This window comes from Spirosoma areae (assembly GCF_054781775.1).
In genome coordinates, this window is the sequence record NZ_BAAGTT010000010.1 from 103950 (window position 1) to 119401 (window position 15452).

Consider the following 15452-nt stretch of genomic DNA (forward strand, 5'->3'; position numbering starts at 1 on the left):
TCTTCGGGGTGTAGCGTAGCCCGGTATCGCGCCTGCTTTGGGAGCAGGAGGTCGTAGGTTCGAATCCTGCCACCCCGACACTGAATATCAGCCAGTTAGCTTAATTGTTAACTGGCTTTTTTAATTTGGTTTACACAATGGTTTACACAACTTGGTGATAATTTTAGATTAAATATGACACGCGAACAAAAAATTGATAGTATTAAGGATATTGATAAAGAGGTGCAAATTCATGAAATACTGATTGATTTATTAGAAGGTATGGGGTATGCCGATGTGACATTAACGCATGAAAGAGGAAATTTGCCGGAAAATGGAAAAGATATAGTCGCGTCAAGAATTGATTCTATAGAAAATAAAAAAGAATGGACGGCATTTGTCATAAAGAAAGGAGATATTCGAGGCACATCGCAAGGAGTACAAGAAATAGTGGCACAGGTAAATGATTGCTTCACTTACACTTGGAATTCCTTAACTCATGGCAGAAATATTCGTATTAGCAAAGTTAAAGTAGTTACAAACGGAAAATTTAATTCGGGAGCCGAACAAAAGATTTTGGAGAATAATTCTTTAAACAGCCCAAACATAGGTTTTTGGTCAAACACTGAATTAGTAAAATACATTGATGATTACTGTGGGCGTATATGGTTAAAAGGAAATAGAGATTACAAAAAGTATATTGAGATATTTCAAAAGAAAAATAAAGATGATGATATAACAAAAGCTATTGGGCTTGATGATAAAAAAATAAAAAGAATTATAAACTTTTCTATTCAACCTAAACTCATAGATGTTAGTATAAATGATTCAGGAGAACTTAAAAAAAAATGGTTTGATTTACACTCTGTTGCTAACTATTCTGGCAACTCATTAATTGTAGGAGAAGCAGGTTCAGGAAAGTCAACGTTTTTTAAATTATTAGCGGGAGACATTATAGAACAAAATTTTATAAGAGACAATTACGAGTTGTACCCAATAATAATAACATTCTCTGATTTAAAAGCAGAAGGTTATGATATCAACAAATCAATACATAATTATTTTTTATCATCTGATTACAAAGATATTTTAATTGATAGTAATAGTATATTATCGAATCAAAAATTTATTTTATTTATCGATGCTTTAGATGAACTAGGTAATGGTCAAGATAAGTCTAAAGCTTTAATAGCAGTATATGATTTTAAAAAAGAATACCCAGATGTGCGTATCTACTGCTCTTCGAGACCTGCGGATTCATTGCTTGAAGATTGTCAAAAAATTAATTTCAAATATTTAGAAATTAGTAACGTGACAATGCAACAGGCCGAGCAATTTATGAATCGCTATTTTAATGAAGATGAAATTAAATGTCAACGACTATTAAAGTCTCTACGAGATACGAATTTGCTCGATAAAATGCCTAAAACCCCATTGACCTTGGCGTTAGTTGCAGCAATATTTGACGAAAATCACTACGAGATTCCGGCCACTATATCAGACCTGTATAAATACTTTGTAGATACTTTGTTAAATAAACAATTTAAGAATAGTACTTTGGAAATAATGAATATTGGTGTACATAGAAGTGTTTTGTCTTTTTTAGCAGAACATCTTCATGTGAATCGAATTAAAACTATTGGGAGAGAAAAATTAATAGAAATTGTTACAGACTTTGCAAAGGATCGAGGTCATAAATATAATGTTGATGAATTAATATCTGAATTTGTAAATAGCCTTGGATTATTAGTTGAAAATGATAGAAAAGAGATACAATTTAAACATTTATCCTTCCAAGAGTATTTAACTGCATATCAATTTTATAATCATAGCATTAATGGGAAAGATAAATTTATTGAGAATTTCAATGATTTATGGTGGCAAAATGTTGCTATATTTTATGCAGGAATGACAAAAGATTCACCGGAGTTAATTGACGAAATTCTTGCAAAATCAGTTCCTACTAATTTCAAAGAGTATTTAGTTAATTTAGGTGGTATGGGGCATTTGATGCAAGCTCTTTATAATACCCCAATTTCAGCACTGACTAAAGGTATAATTAGCAATTTAAATAATGCAAATAAAGCTGTTGCGGCAATAAAAAGTTCTGATAGGACGGAATTTGAGTTAATCAAACGTATGTGGAATACGGAATTTGGATTACTCAAGGTTGTTAGCAACTGGTTCGAATTTCATCATAATTCAATCACTTTACGAGCTTCATTAGAAAAAGTTTTTAATGAAATGATTGATTTTATTAAAAATCCTTTAACTAATTTAGTTGACAGACGTACTTATGAGTATTATGCATACATATTAGCTGTAACTTTGTATGCGTTAGGAGATGAAGACTTTCAATTTTTAAGTAAAATTTATGTAGAAGTTGATAAAAAAAACTTTCATGTTTTAGCACTAATTGATGCAGGATTTAGAGAAGAGTATGATAAGTTGTCTAGGGATAGGAAAAACCGAAAAGCAGTAAAACGTTTAAAAGACAATCTTGAATTGTTATCAAAAAATAAGAGTATTATTGTTGACAATGTTAATATAAGATTAATTGACGGTACATTTATGAAAACGTTTTCCAAAAGGCCACGATCTAATATGACTAAAAGCCGTAAAAATAACCGTAATAAAAATTAGTGAAATATAAATAATGTATATGAAGCAACGGGTCGTGACGTAATCGTGGACTTTACGTCTTTACTGCATGGTCACTCTCATCGTTTCGTGCCGTTACTGCGGCAATCAGGATGCAGTCCGGCGTAAAGGTCTGAGCACCAACGGCAATCAACGCTACAAATGTGAGCACTGTAGACGTAGTTTTCAACTGGCCTACACCCACAAAGCACACGAACCCGGTATCAAAGAGCAAGTCATTGACATGGCCCTGAATGGATGTGGCATTCGGGATACAGCCCGGGTGCTGAAAATTAATATGAACACGGTCATGAGCACATTAAAAAAAAGGCTGCCCAAATCGTCTCCGTAAATCCAGCCTACTCAGGTTCAGAAACCCGGCTGATGATTCGCTTAGAAGCTGACGAGCAGTGGTCTTACGTGCAGAAAAAGCGGCAATCCCGCTGGTTGTGGTGGGTCGAAGATCATGATGCGGGGCAGGTCGTGGCGTTTCTATTTGGCCGACGGACGAATGCGAGTTTTCGGCGATTACTGGGTTTGCTGGCCCAGTCTGGTGTTGTTGTTAGCCGCTGGTATACTGATTACTGGTGGGCTTACTACGACGAGTTACCCGCAGAGATTCATCAGGCTGGGAAAGATCAGACACAGAGTATTGAACGAAAACATCTGGATTTACGCACTCGGGTCAAGCGGTTAGCCCGTCGAACCATCTGTTTTTCGAAGTAGGTTTTGATGCATGATATGGTGATTGGATTGTTGATTAACCATTTATTTTTCAAGCTCAATGTCCACTCTTAAATCATGATCTACTAATTTGTAACCAAATAACAGATTATAGATACGGGTAAAACCCCATTGCTATCCATTTAAACAATGTCTTAATTTACAAAAGGTTAAGCAATTCACGAAGACTTATAAGCACTTTTTATTGAAATGCGTATTAGTTCGTAAAGCAAATTAGCCTATTTGTTGCTATCAGGCCGAAAAGAATCATAAGTCATCATTTTTGAGTTTACAGACTTGCCCACGGATCAATAATTTGATAACCTTATGGTTGTACTATAGTAGAAACTGAATATTCGAAAATTTGGTCAATTGACTCTGTACAAAATAAATTTCATAAAATGAAAAAATATTATTTAGTCCCTGTTTTTATATTACTTTTTAGTTCACTTTCTTATGCCCAAGCATGTCAAGGAATGCCTGCTGGATGGCATATTAGAATATGTTTAAAAAAGACACAAGCAGTAGGGGTAAAATTTTGGGTAGGAGTTGGAGGTGATGCAAATTCTCATAGGCTGTGGGGCGATTGGACACAGAAACCTGATAATACATTCTTCTTGCCATTAGATCTAAGGTATTCCAAAGAAGTGTGGGTAAAAGCTCAGACATTAGAAAGGGGTAAAAGGATTCATTTTTGCCTTAGATATGATGATACTGACGTAAAGCATTTCGATTCTGATGGTGATTCTGAGGAACACGAGCGTAGTCAAGATGACAAAGATCCATGTGATTGTAATTAACCACCTAAATAACTATGCGATACTTATCTTTAGCGTTTATCTTATTTGGTTGTTGCTTTAATGATTCGGTAGCTCAACAAACTAATTCGCCTACAGTTATATGCTTTACAGTTAAGGTACCTACGCCACCATATAAGAATTTAAATTCACAAATTTGTGAGTACTATCAAGGTGCTCAACAATTCGCAGGAAATATCAATGTAAAATATAAGATATGGAGAGACGCGAATCTTGACTTATGTGAATTAAAAGGAGATAGTCTAAGTATTAAAGAGCGTTTTTTTTACCATATAATTGGAGAATCAAAAGGTTTAGGTGTCCAATGTGGTTACGATGAAGAAAATGCACGTCAAATTGTATTATCATCAACGTCAAAAATAGGGTTTAATCCAGACTACTCGTTAGATGTAAAAACTAAATTCGGTAAAATCGAAAATCCAAATCGTTGCAAATTGTCTTTTGGATCAATTGACATTACTGATGATTTAAACAAGCTAACACTAAACTATTTAAACAAATTAAATAATAAATTTACGAATGATATAAAAAATAAAAACAACTTTAAAAGCAAAGTTGAAGCTGGCTGGAGGAGGATTAACGAGCCTATAAGTATTGATAAGGACATCTGGTTTATGCTAAACCCGAGCTCATTGAGCTTAGGAAATATCAGGGCAGATGATACCAATATTAATGTAAACCTCGGGATAACTTGCAGCCCAACGATAATTTATGGCTTACAGCCTATAGCAAATACTTCAGCACTTCCAAAGTTAACTAACAGCAACTGTGATGCAGCAATTACAATTAAAGCCCTAATTCAACTTGAAGAAGCCGAACTTAACAATACATTAAATAACTTTAAAACAAATGAATCAAATGGCTCATTATTCAATGATTACATAGTAGGTAATCGGCGTATAATTATAGAGAAAGTAAATATAAAATCCTCAGAAAGTAAACCATTATTAATCACCCTGAAAGCACGTAGTTACCCTATAAAACCAATTGGAAAGCTTTCATCAATCAAACATATAGGCTTTCTCATTAATAAGCTCTTTACAACAGTTAAAGGAAAAATGATTATAACCGGCGAGCCGGCATATGATTCAACTACACACATATTCAGTTTAACTCAAACAAAATATTCATTAAAAACTAAAAATTATTTTATCAAGGTATTCAACGGAATATATAAAAATGAAGTATTAAAGAAAGTAAATCAAGCTTTAACCATAAACCTAGAAGCAAGAATTAAACCATTAGAAAAAAATATAACTGCTGGTCTGAATAAAGATTTAGGTTCAGTTATTATTACCGGAAAAATAAGCCATCTAAATTTTGACAGTCCTAAAACTAAAAACAAAGCTGTTGACATAAATGCGTTTTTTATAGGATTCTTAGATATATCTGTAAAATAACCCTCACTTATAGCAAAGCAAACTTTGACTTTTATTACTTGATCACTTATACGCTGATGGAGTCTTACTTGCATAACCAACTGCCACGTTATATCTATCGAAAATCGTATTTGTCGTTTCAAAGGCGATTATAAGTACACCATGTATAGAGAAGGTATTCCGTTTTCGTCAGAAGCCTTAATGAGGTTTGACTCTGCTGTTACCTACATAGATCACTACCATCTACTAAATGCTTACCTCTCATAAAGTGGCAGCGGTACGTGCCATTTATTTTTCATGCTCAATGTCCACTCTTAAGTCATAATAAAGCAACGTACAATATTAGGATTATGTTATGCTAATTTATAAATTGATTACATGTGAAATTTATAGGAAACAGTTGTCGTATTTGGTCAACTTCACATTTCGTAATCTACAATTTCTACCATTTTTTCATAAAGTTTGAATCGAGACTTATGTATCAGATCGAGTGGATAAAATGCAGGCGGGGTTACTTTATTAATTTAGCTTCGGCGGCTACAGTAGGCGTTAGGTTGTTGACAAACTTTAACATTTCGTTGGCTTATTGGCAAAAACTTTATAATTCATCATTGGGGCTAAGGGTTTTGTTATGTTGATAGGTTAGTACCCTCACCGGCTGATTATAGTTTGGCTAATCTGCGTTCTTTCGGGCGGCTTTGGCTTGATCGAATTTATCTATTGTTAGCCTCCTGCGCCTGTGATTGTCAGGCAGAACAGTTAATACCGCGCCTTTCGCTATAGTTTGCATCTGAGCGTGGGTTAGGTATTCAGTTATTTCAGGTCCGTTTTGTAAACGATATGTTGCCTTAACGGGCGTGTCGTCTGTGTCGTGTCCAAACCAGCCTTTAGGGTGTTCATCCACAACAAACAAAAACACCTTCTGACGTTGAGCTTGTTTCATCCCATATAATTCAGCAATGTTGCCCTGTAACGCCTGGGTCAATAGGGCAATCTTTTCGGCTCGTTTCATCGGCTAATCCAGTTTATTCATCATTTTACTTAACAGTTTATCTATTTGCTCTTCTGTCAACGTAGTGAAGTCTATTTTCTGTTCCCGCTGTTTTGGCAAAACGTACTCTAAAAACTTCAGATAGGCCGTTACGCGCTCTTTGGGGTCAAGCATTTCCAAATCCACTTTTATAGCGTCGAAATGGTTGTCAATTAGAGCCGAAATCTTTGCTTTTATGTCGGACGATGACTTATTGGTACTGCCGGGCTTTCGGCCCCCGGTCTTTTCGCGTCCTTTCTCGAATTGCATATGTGTGTCTGTTTTAGAGAAAAATTAGAGGTAGTACAGCCACCGGAACGGGCTTTCTCCGGTTAGTTTATTCATCGTTTGGTATCAATTCCCGTTGAAGAAATTTATGAACCCGGATTTTATTCCAGACCAACGGCGGCAAGGGCCATGATTGCCAAAAGATGTGTTGTTGTGGCGGCTTGGGTTCTGTACGCGTTGAAGGTGGATTAAATGGCCGTAACGGTAGTTCTTCTGATTTGCCCGGTTGTTGAGCGTCAGGCGTATACTCCAACACTTCGCCGTAAATCGTTCGTCCGTCGATTACCCAACGGGGCCGAACCGTAGCGGGTATTAACAGAAAATCAGCCAAGTCTAAGCCGTTGTTTCGCTGCTCATCGGTGGCCCTTTTTTCCAATAAATCCGATACCTGAATCTGATAACCCGTTGCGTTCATTTCGTCGGCTACCCGGCTCCATTGGATAAACGCTTTTCCGTTTTTCGACAAATCAGGGAACAGCATAACCGCCCGGCCGCGTAAAGGGGCTAACCGGTCGGCATTGAGGTACGACAACGCACCAACGGCTAACCACACAAAATCCGGTATCAGAGCCGAACAGACAACCGCCGTTTTCGGGGCCTCTACAATGGCAACAGGTTGATCTATTGGCGCGGTTGCCAGTTGATGAAGCCCGAACAGAATAGGCCAACGCGGGGCGTTTTGGTCGTAATCAGTTAACCAGTCCGGCGCGGGCTGCTGTTGCTGTTTATACCGTCGTATCAGGCTATGACTTACCGAACTAATACAAACTTTTGAATTGTCTTCTTTGTCAATGTATTTAGCCTTATGCCAATCGTCAGCAAATAGTATCACTTGTCCGGCCCGAATCCGTTGTTGTTTATCTTTTAGCCAGAACACGCACGAACCCGGCCAATGAGAGGACGTACCGATCTGAAAGCGTTGTAACAGTTCGTCGGCTTGGATTGGGCCGAACTCTCGAACGAGTAACTGAGCGAATTGATTATGTTCGTGGCGCCCTAATGACGCGGTAAAAACCTCATCTGGAATCATGTAGACTTTGGCCGGGACGGGTTGGTTGGTTGGGCGTCGAGCCGGTTTTTCACTACGGGCGGCTACGGGCGGCTTATCGAACTTGGATTGCTCATACAATTCGTCGGTGTAACTCAACCCTAACGGACCTTTGGTGTAGGGGCTTAGTTGGTAGCCACAATTTGACTCCCGGTCGCACCGTCCGTATTGTTCCGGCAATGGGTCGCCTGTTCGGCTATCAACGTAGCGGGATAAAGTTCGCCGGTGTTTGGGGCCACATTCGGGGCAATCGGCTTTGATGGCCTTTTTGGGCAAGTGATAACGAAGTTGCTTGGTTAGCGTTTTCATAGGGTAGGTTGTTTATTGCATTTAGCATTTAAGGAGCCCACTGTGAAAGGGTATGTATCCGCCTGTACACACATACCCCCGGAGGGTGGAAAGCTTAAATTCTAAATGCAATTTTTTAGCACGATTTTAAGGTGAAACTGATACCTCGCTGATCGCGCCCCCGCTCATATTTCCATCCGTTGCCTTTCGCAAACTGGCCGATATTATTAGTGAATGCACGAGTAGCCTGTACGTTGTCCGGGAGGCCCGCATAGGTCTTGTAATCGCGCCAAAGTTCATCTCGACTGTATTCCTTGTTAGCAATTAACCCCGTGCACTGGTACGTTGTAATCCACTCAAAAAAGTCGTCCCCGGCCGTTTGTCTCAGCCGATTTTTGTCGGCACTTCGTAGTTTGTATGATTGTAATCCGTCGCGGAGGTATTCGACCACACACGAAATCATAAACTCATCGAATTGCGCCCATTCGTCGGTGTTCCAGTCTTCGGAAAAAAAGACGCAACCGTGTTCTGATTGTATAGGCCTTTCGTTGCCCGTCCGAATCTGCTTTTTGTAATGGTCCGAAAACTCAAGAATGAACTGACGCCGAATGTTGCTACTGCCATCGTTTGGCATCACAACGTTTGATGAAATTAGAAGCTTTGGACCTTCTTTGGCCGGAATCCTAAAAGCGTGTTGGTTCTTTTTCTCAACCGCCCATCCCTCGGTTAATGTGCTAAAAAAACGCTCTAAAGTAAATCGACGCTCGGCTTTCGGGTGACTTACGGTCGGGTCATCAATCCAGACAACCGCCGTATCCTCATCGACCGATTGAAAACAAAAGCGGTCGTTTTGATCAAATTTCTTTCCGTCCAAAACAGCGACGGGCCTAATTTGTCGCAGGGCATTCCCGAACACGCCCTTTCCGGTCCCACCTTCGGGCTTTCGGGCGTCGGTAATCTCCTGATCGTAACAGACGACGCATTGGCCCTCTGCCGGGTTTCCGTAATGGTGAAGCAAAAACCCAATAGCGGTACGAAAAGCACGAAGGCGGTCAGGTTCGTTGTTAGCGACGTTTCGTAGAAATTTCGCGTAATGGCTTTGTTCGCCGGTCGCGTTAGGGTTGTAGTCCCGATTCAGCACCTGGCTTTTCCAGACGCATCGGTCATTCAGAATTTTGTAAGGTCGTAGCGTTGCCCCGGCTCTTGTAACCTCGACAATGCCATTTTGATACGGCACGAAACAGGTCGTCGGGTTGTCACGCAATAATGGCCTATCGTGCGTTTTCAGGGACTCCAAACCCGTCGCGTTGACCGTTAGATGCTGTTGCCTGTTGAAAATCTCTAACCGGCCCTCAAACGTCGCTTCTACAAAGTCGCTAACCATTGGCTTACTATTGCCTTCGATATATGATTTAATGCAATCACGGGCTTTTGTGGCACTGGTTAGTTCGATAACGGATTCTCCACAAATGAGAAATGTTGTTGCCCCGTCTGACCGGTATCGCTTGAAGAACCGTTGATTTTCTAAATAACCCAATATTCCGGTCCGGTATAGTGAGGCTAACTTCCAAACATTAGTTTTGGCATCACGCTCAAAAGTCCACAAATCCAGAGCAACCTCATCGGTACGAATTTTAACGAGTTGGGGGCTTGGTGATAGAGTTCGTAACCGCTCAGCTTCGGCGGCAACTTGCGCTATTATATCCAACGCGGTTAACGTATCTTTGTCGTGTTCAACAGTCATTGTATGAGCGAGTTAGGGGCGTTCGGGAGAACGCCTTTTTTTATGAATAGGCTGAATAGTTGGCGCGGCATCCACGAAAAGCCATAACGTGTAAATCAGTAGCGCGAAGTCTTGTGTATACAGACCAAACATTTGCATAAGACCGGGCATCCAAACGCCGATGGTTGGCGAAAAGAAGGGGCTATTCATACAGCGGTAGGGGTAAGAAATTGAGCCGTAAACCAGTTTATAAAGCCTTGAAAATTGTGAGCGACATAAACGCCCCGGCTCGTTGAAGGTCTGAAATGGTCTGCTTTTGAACGTCAGATAACCTATCGTTTCCGGCCTTAACCTCGATAAATACACCCCGTCCATTAACAACGGCGAATACGTCAGGCATTCCGGCCCGTTGTTGGCTCGGTACGTATTTTTTAAGGTCTGCTCTATACGTGCCGGTTGATTGTAGCCGGGTGGCAAAGTGTCCGTTGTCCTGAATATGGGCAACAATACGCCAGGTTAGCGAATTAGCCGTTTCAGGTTTTGGCCCTTTTCTACGGGGTTTGCGGGCGGTCTGTTCGCCAATAAAGACCTGGAGTTGACGGAAAGCAGGTAACTGGCTCATGCGGCCTTACGCCCTCCATACGATTGTTTATGTAGTTGCGTGTTTACCTGTTGATCGGCGGTCTGCTCAATTTTCGCCATATCAACCGTCTGCCGGGTCTGACTGCGAAGCCAGTTCAATACAGCGGCTTTTTCGTACAATCTCCGCTTACCGAATTTGACGACTCCGGGTATTTTGCCCGCTGCGGAATAAATACGTAGGGTGCTCCTCGGTATGCCGGAGCAAGTGGCCACCAACCAATTGAAATCGCCGTAGGGGTCGGCGTTGAGTGAAGCGGCAGGAGAGGGTTTGTGTTTGAGGTCAAGTAGTAAATCCTCAATATTGCTTAACCGCCTTGCAATTGTTTCAAATGGATTTTCCATTGCATCAGTGTTTTTTTTGACTGTGCAATGTTAGAGGGTAAAATAGGTGGTTAGGGTCAGGTAAGGGTTACGGAATGGGGTTACGTGTTTCAGCCATTTGCAATTCATCTTTGGCCAATTCTAAGGCTTCGGGATAAGAACTCAATAACTGCATAGCAGCTTTCAATGAATGTCTATTTTCAACTGCGAGTCTATCTTTTCTACTTTTATTGAACCGGTTATAAAATTGCTGAAATGGCTTCCAAGCTAAACCATAGGGTTCGGTAGCCTGCTTGTACTCCTGCTCCATTTGCCCGGCTTTAAACGGCGGTAAACACTTTTTTTCATGGCAATAGTGGTAGAATAAAGCTAATTGGGGCTGGGTTATTGTTGACTTTCGTTCATTACAATTGTTGGCTTTTTGTGACGATAGAAGTTCCCGTAGTTGCTGTATTAGCCAGTCGGCTGTTTGATACTTTCTATAAAATCCATTTTTTAAGTCTTCTAATAACGGCATTTTATCATGTGAACAATCTGTCTCAAATAGCCAGATGATATGATTAGTATTTATTGCAAAATAGTTTAATAGTTCTTGTATCAGTTTATCTGCACCCCAAGTATTTTGCCTCAGGTTGTAATATTTTGACCAAACCAAAATAGCATCATCAATATACTTTTTATGCTTTTCTAGTAGAGCAATGGCTTCATTTTTTTGCTCTTTTGGTAAAAATACCAACTCTGCCAATACATTATGGCCAAGACTTTTAATAGAAGATTCGTACGAAGGATCGGCATGGGGACTATATTTCTTTGCTCTGACTGATTCTTTAAACGTCTTTACATTAGGCCCTGCATCAGCCAAATTACTATCAAGTTCAAATGTTGATAGTTCTAAAATGAGTTTATTCCAATACTCCATTTTGTGGCAACTATAAAATAAGTTTAACAGGAATTATATAAACTTCAAATAAAACCCTTTACAAGTTATCAAAAGCGGCATCAACTAAATCCGTTTCAAACTCAGATAAGTAAATCTGCGTTGTTCTTTCATCGCTGTGGCCCATCGCTTCGCTGATGACTGCTGTAGCCACGCCGGAACGTTTCAGAGCCGTAGCAAAGCTGTGACGCGCTACGTAGGTGGTTAGCGTTGTCTCAATGCCTACTGCGGCTCCAATCGTTTTCAGATCAAGGTTTACTTGCCCCATAATTTTACCGCACCGGTTTTGCCGCTGGGTCGGGGTGGTGTGTAATGTTGTGTTGAGGATTGGAAACACATACCCGGCAGGGCGTACCTCATCCGGTCGGTAGCGGTCAAGAATAGCCAAAACAACCGGCATTAGACGCAACGAAAACTTACCGCCTGTCTTTTGTCTGATATACGTCAGACGCGGTTTATTGTCTAAGTCCGTACCGATATTTGACCACCGCAAAGCAGCCATATCTACGAAGTTGATACCACCACAGTAATACGAAAACAAGAACAGGTCCCTTGCCAACTGAAGCCGCTCCTGCGTGTTGCGTAACGTAGCATATTTGCCGTTCTCCTGCGGGGGTTGGTAAGCTTCTATTCTTCGGATATCGGCTTTACTGATTGCTCGTTTGGTGGTCCGGGTGTCAAACTTACCAATCTGGAATTTATGGTATTCGGCGGTGTTACGGGCGAAGGGGTATGATGTAGGTTTTGCGTAACCGTTGGCAATGGCTTTATTCAGTACAGCGCGTAGCGTCCTGAATCTGACCGATAACGTAGAATCCGTTACTGACTCGCTTCTCATTCGGTTTTCCCATTGGTTGCAGAACTTGACTGTAACACCGTCAAACGGCACGTCCTGACCTTCGCCAATGAACCAGCGCAGACTATTCTGAACATCGCGGTAAACCCTTCGATTGCCAACATTGCCAGTCTTGTCAAACTGGCTGATTAATTCATCAAAGTAGGCAAGCAACTTGAACTTTCGGGTTGCCAGGCGTTCACTGCTGACCTTCGTAGCGACAGACCCCGCGTCGTGAACCTCATCAGCGTCAGCCAATGTTTCGGCGGCATCGCTGTACTTTTCTTCCCATTTGCGTAAAGCCGTCTCAATGGTTTTTCTTTTGTCAACCGGTACGCTCTTTCGAAATGTGTTGGTTTCTTCGTTCCAAAAAGAAGGGTGCAACGTCAGGCCGGTAGCGATGTACTTGCGCTTGCGGTCTTTGGTAATTCGGACCATGAACGGGTGTGACCCATCGGCAAGCGTTTTGGACGTAAAATAGATTGCTTTGACGCTTGCCCTACTTTCTTTATGATCGGTTGACTGCCCCATTCTGTGTAAACCGGTTTACTCGTTGGTTTACACAAATCTACTAAATCAACCATAAACAACCAAATACAGTAGAAACAATATAGCCATAATTGGCTGATAAATAAGGTTTTATATGACTGTTGAAAAGTAGTAGAGGATGTAGGTTAGTGCTTTGGGAGCAGGAGGTCGTAGGTTCGAATCCTGCCACCCCGACATTGAAAATTCCTGTAAAAAACCGATAAGCGTACCGGCTTATCGGTTTTTTTATGTTTAATTTAATCTGATTAACACGTTGGTTGAAACATCTCCTCTGGTACTTCTTTGTGCCTACAATCAAACTAACGGCTCATGGCGTCAACACCTGCAAACCTTCTTACGGGCCTATAGCCACACCAAACGATTAACGACTTTGCGGGGATTAACTCCAGATGAATTTATCTGTATTCCGTGGCACACAAAACTAACTATCTTTACGCGTAAGCCAATCCATCACACGCTGGGACTATACACCTACTACATGGACAGCCCGCTGGGTCGAGCCGACAGAACAATCTTAACCCAGCAGGAAGGGCGTTTAGGATGCGGAACGCCCTGTTTTAGTGTTTCACCAAAGTGGATTCTGTAGCATCTATTGCCCTGCTTGTCAGCTACAATAGTATCAACAGCAGCAACAGAAACTAAAGTGGACGAGGACTGGTCTATGATTAGCGGGAGCGACACTATGAAGTTGTTTAGGATTTCAATTTCGACTTAGTTCTAAGAGTGACGCGACATGCCGAAACGACGAGGCCACCCGTGCGGTTCGGCATGTCGTGCCATCTCCTGAAACCGCCCCCCTATAGAAAGTTTAAACAGCTTCAACAGGCATAGGTCTCAATCGGCTACTGTTTAACCGGGGTTATCGAAATGTCTCGAAATTCGATAGGCTCGTGGTCGCCCTGTAGCATGATAGGACCGGGATCCCCTTCCCGACTATCAAGCGCACCGCCCGTAATACCGGGAATCACCTGGTCTGTGATTACCGGAATGCCATTGGCTACGATGGTCACTCTTCGTCCGATGAGCGTAATGTCGATGGATTGCCAGTCGCCCGCATCTTTGGCTACCATTTCATTAGGTGCCAGGAGGCCATAAACCCCGCCAAATTGATCGTCAAGCGGCTCTACTCCTTTGCTGTCAGTTACCTGTACTTCATAGCGTCCCCGGAGGTATATCCCACTATTCCCTCCTTTGGGGTAACGAAACGCAGCATGCAATTTAAAATCAGTAAATACTTTATCGGTAATCAGGTTGGTGCCAGGTGTTGGGCTTTTCAACACACCGGACTCTACAATCCATTGAGTTTGACCGGTTGTATGCCAGCCCTGGATGTCTTTTCCGTTGAATAGCTGTTGCGGACTGCCCCATTGAGGAGCTTTGTTTCTCCGAAGAGAAGGGGCTCTGCCACCTGTCCACGTATACACCTTATTGTCGACGTATTTAACGGTTCCGGTCAGGGAGTCGGCGCTAACGGTCCCTTCAAACTGAAGGTCGGTGTTGCCCTTATCCCACTGGGGCGGGACTGAGAAGTCAAACTTCCCATTCGTATAGTTAATCTTTGCAATGGGCCGGGCACTGCCAAACATGAACATCACCCGCCCTACGAGTGTGTGATGTCCTGAATGCCTTATTTCCAACCAGGCTGGCGATCGTTTACCGGCCATGTCAACCACAATATCCCATCTGCCTTCTACAGAATTAGACGCTGATAGTTCCTGCCCCTGCCCGGTTATTGACAAGAGGAATAAGGAGAGACAAATCAATAAATAGCTGAGGTTCATAAACTGGATTTGGTTTCTGCCAATACGATCATTTTGTTTGGCACTTGCCATACAGGCTACAAGGTGCAATTAGTACGTATTTACTCACTTCTCTATAACAGGTTCGCCATGTATGAAAAAGCCCCGCCCTACACGCCCTAAGGGCGGTAGACGGGGCTATAACCAACACGTGGAGTACCTATCTGTCGGGTATATACGAAAGGGAGGACGAATCAGGATTGGATGTGTCCCGAAAAAAATCCGGTCGCAAACTGGGCCGGACTTTTAGAACTCCACGTAAGGTTGCAGTAAATGCAAGAACTTTAATAACAATTTTCACAAACAAATTGTTTAGCGGGGCCTTCACCCGCAAAACCCCGCTTCCAGAATGGACCGTTGCCGCACAGTCTGTCAGAAAAGTTAAGCTTATCGAACTGACGACATCCGGAAAGGTGAGTAAATCAGGACTTTCGCAGGCTTAACCCCTGAAGG

At 41.7% G+C, this 15452-nt stretch carries 14 protein-coding genes and 1 tRNA gene; 6 read left to right on the plus strand and 9 right to left on the minus strand.

Translation table 11 applies throughout. The features are described from left to right. The first annotated feature begins 4 nt into the window (after positions 1-4). From ACYVI1_RS04040 to ACYVI1_RS04065, 6 genes are all read left to right on the plus strand, one after another. Positions 5-78 (plus strand) — tRNA-Pro (locus tag ACYVI1_RS04040). 96 nt (positions 79-174) lie between these two features. Continuing rightward, positions 175-2622, plus strand: coding sequence for an NACHT domain-containing protein (locus tag ACYVI1_RS04045; protein ID WP_460906958.1), 2448 nt, complete (start codon positions 175-177; stop codon positions 2620-2622). Positions 2623-2689: 67 nt separating this feature from the next. After that, entirely contained in the window at positions 2690-2971 is a 282-nt protein-coding gene (locus ACYVI1_RS04050) for an IS1-like element transposase (RefSeq protein WP_460906960.1), read from the plus strand. Between the two features lie 32 nt (positions 2972-3003). Beyond that, positions 3004-3345, plus strand: a complete 342-nt coding sequence (locus tag ACYVI1_RS04055; protein ID WP_460906962.1) for an IS1 family transposase — start codon at positions 3004-3006, stop codon at positions 3343-3345. A gap of 398 nt (positions 3346-3743) precedes the next feature. Continuing rightward, positions 3744-4142: a hypothetical protein gene (locus tag ACYVI1_RS04060; protein ID WP_460906964.1), complete on the plus strand. Its 399-nt coding sequence runs from the start codon at positions 3744-3746 to the stop codon at positions 4140-4142. Positions 4143-4156: 14 nt separating this feature from the next. Beyond that, entirely contained in the window at positions 4157-5560 is a 1404-nt protein-coding gene (locus ACYVI1_RS04065; protein WP_460906966.1) for a DUF4403 family protein, read from the plus strand. A gap of 652 nt (positions 5561-6212) precedes the next feature. Here ACYVI1_RS04065 and ACYVI1_RS04070 read toward each other — a convergent pair. The 9 genes from ACYVI1_RS04070 to ACYVI1_RS04110 form a co-directional block, all read right to left on the minus strand. Beyond that, the gene (locus ACYVI1_RS04070) at positions 6213-6551 is read right to left on the minus strand and encodes a hypothetical protein (RefSeq protein ID WP_460906968.1); all 339 of its coding nucleotides are present in this window, start codon (positions 6549-6551) and stop codon (positions 6213-6215) included. 3 nt (positions 6552-6554) lie between these two features. Beyond that, positions 6555-6839: a hypothetical protein gene (locus ACYVI1_RS04075; protein WP_460906970.1), complete on the minus strand. Its 285-nt coding sequence runs from the start codon at positions 6837-6839 to the stop codon at positions 6555-6557. Positions 6840-6906: 67 nt separating this feature from the next. After that, a complete protein-coding gene (locus ACYVI1_RS04080; protein ID WP_460906972.1) occupies positions 6907-8214 on the minus strand; it encodes a DUF6371 domain-containing protein in 1308 nt (435 codons plus the stop codon). A 115-nt stretch (positions 8215-8329) separates the two neighbouring features. After that, entirely contained in the window at positions 8330-9937 is a 1608-nt protein-coding gene (locus tag ACYVI1_RS04085) for a hypothetical protein (RefSeq protein WP_460906974.1), read from the minus strand. Positions 9938-10163: 226 nt separating this feature from the next. Further along, positions 10164-10538 carry a VRR-NUC domain-containing protein gene (locus ACYVI1_RS04090; RefSeq protein ID WP_460906976.1) on the minus strand — a complete coding sequence of 125 codons (375 nt, stop codon included), beginning with the start codon at positions 10536-10538 and terminating at the stop codon, positions 10164-10166. Further along, positions 10535-10900, minus strand: a complete 366-nt coding sequence (locus tag ACYVI1_RS04095) for a helix-turn-helix transcriptional regulator (RefSeq protein WP_460906978.1) — start codon at positions 10898-10900, stop codon at positions 10535-10537. The genes ACYVI1_RS04090 and ACYVI1_RS04095 overlap by 4 nt, the downstream gene beginning before the upstream one ends. Positions 10901-10967: 67 nt before the next feature. Next, a complete protein-coding gene (locus ACYVI1_RS04100; protein ID WP_460906980.1) occupies positions 10968-11798 on the minus strand; it encodes a hypothetical protein in 831 nt (276 codons plus the stop codon). Positions 11799-11856: 58 nt separating this feature from the next. Continuing rightward, the gene (locus ACYVI1_RS04105) at positions 11857-13182 is read right to left on the minus strand and encodes a site-specific integrase (protein ID WP_460906982.1); all 1326 of its coding nucleotides are present in this window, start codon (positions 13180-13182) and stop codon (positions 11857-11859) included. A gap of 860 nt (positions 13183-14042) precedes the next feature. Then, positions 14043-14981, minus strand: coding sequence for a 3-keto-disaccharide hydrolase (locus tag ACYVI1_RS04110; RefSeq protein ID WP_460906984.1), 939 nt, complete (start codon positions 14979-14981; stop codon positions 14043-14045). Between the last annotated feature and the right edge of the window lie 471 nt (positions 14982-15452).

Bases quoted from the DNA above. Each gene is read 5' to 3' on its own strand.
- ACYVI1_RS04045 (WP_460906958.1), top strand. From the start codon at position 175: ATGACACGCGAACAAAAAATTGATAGTATTAAGGATATTGATAAAGAG.
- ACYVI1_RS04050 (WP_460906960.1), top strand. From the start codon at position 2,690: ATGGTCACTCTCATCGTTTCGTGCCGTTACTGCGGCAATCAGGATGCA.
- ACYVI1_RS04055 (WP_460906962.1), top strand. From the start codon at position 3,004: ATGATTCGCTTAGAAGCTGACGAGCAGTGGTCTTACGTGCAGAAAAAG.
- ACYVI1_RS04060 (WP_460906964.1), top strand. From the start codon at position 3,744: ATGAAAAAATATTATTTAGTCCCTGTTTTTATATTACTTTTTAGTTCA.
- ACYVI1_RS04065 (WP_460906966.1), top strand. From the start codon at position 4,157: ATGCGATACTTATCTTTAGCGTTTATCTTATTTGGTTGTTGCTTTAAT.
- ACYVI1_RS04070 (WP_460906968.1), bottom strand. From the start codon at position 6,551: ATGAAACGAGCCGAAAAGATTGCCCTATTGACCCAGGCGTTACAGGGC.
- ACYVI1_RS04075 (WP_460906970.1), bottom strand. From the start codon at position 6,839: ATGCAATTCGAGAAAGGACGCGAAAAGACCGGGGGCCGAAAGCCCGGC.
- ACYVI1_RS04080 (WP_460906972.1), bottom strand. From the start codon at position 8,214: ATGAAAACGCTAACCAAGCAACTTCGTTATCACTTGCCCAAAAAGGCC.
- ACYVI1_RS04085 (WP_460906974.1), bottom strand. From the start codon at position 9,937: ATGACTGTTGAACACGACAAAGATACGTTAACCGCGTTGGATATAATA.
- ACYVI1_RS04090 (WP_460906976.1), bottom strand. From the start codon at position 10,538: ATGAGCCAGTTACCTGCTTTCCGTCAACTCCAGGTCTTTATTGGCGAA.
- ACYVI1_RS04095 (WP_460906978.1), bottom strand. From the start codon at position 10,900: ATGGAAAATCCATTTGAAACAATTGCAAGGCGGTTAAGCAATATTGAG.
- ACYVI1_RS04100 (WP_460906980.1), bottom strand. From the start codon at position 11,798: ATGGAGTATTGGAATAAACTCATTTTAGAACTATCAACATTTGAACTT.
- ACYVI1_RS04105 (WP_460906982.1), bottom strand. From the start codon at position 13,182: ATGGGGCAGTCAACCGATCATAAAGAAAGTAGGGCAAGCGTCAAAGCA.
- ACYVI1_RS04110 (WP_460906984.1), bottom strand. From the start codon at position 14,981: ATGAACCTCAGCTATTTATTGATTTGTCTCTCCTTATTCCTCTTGTCA.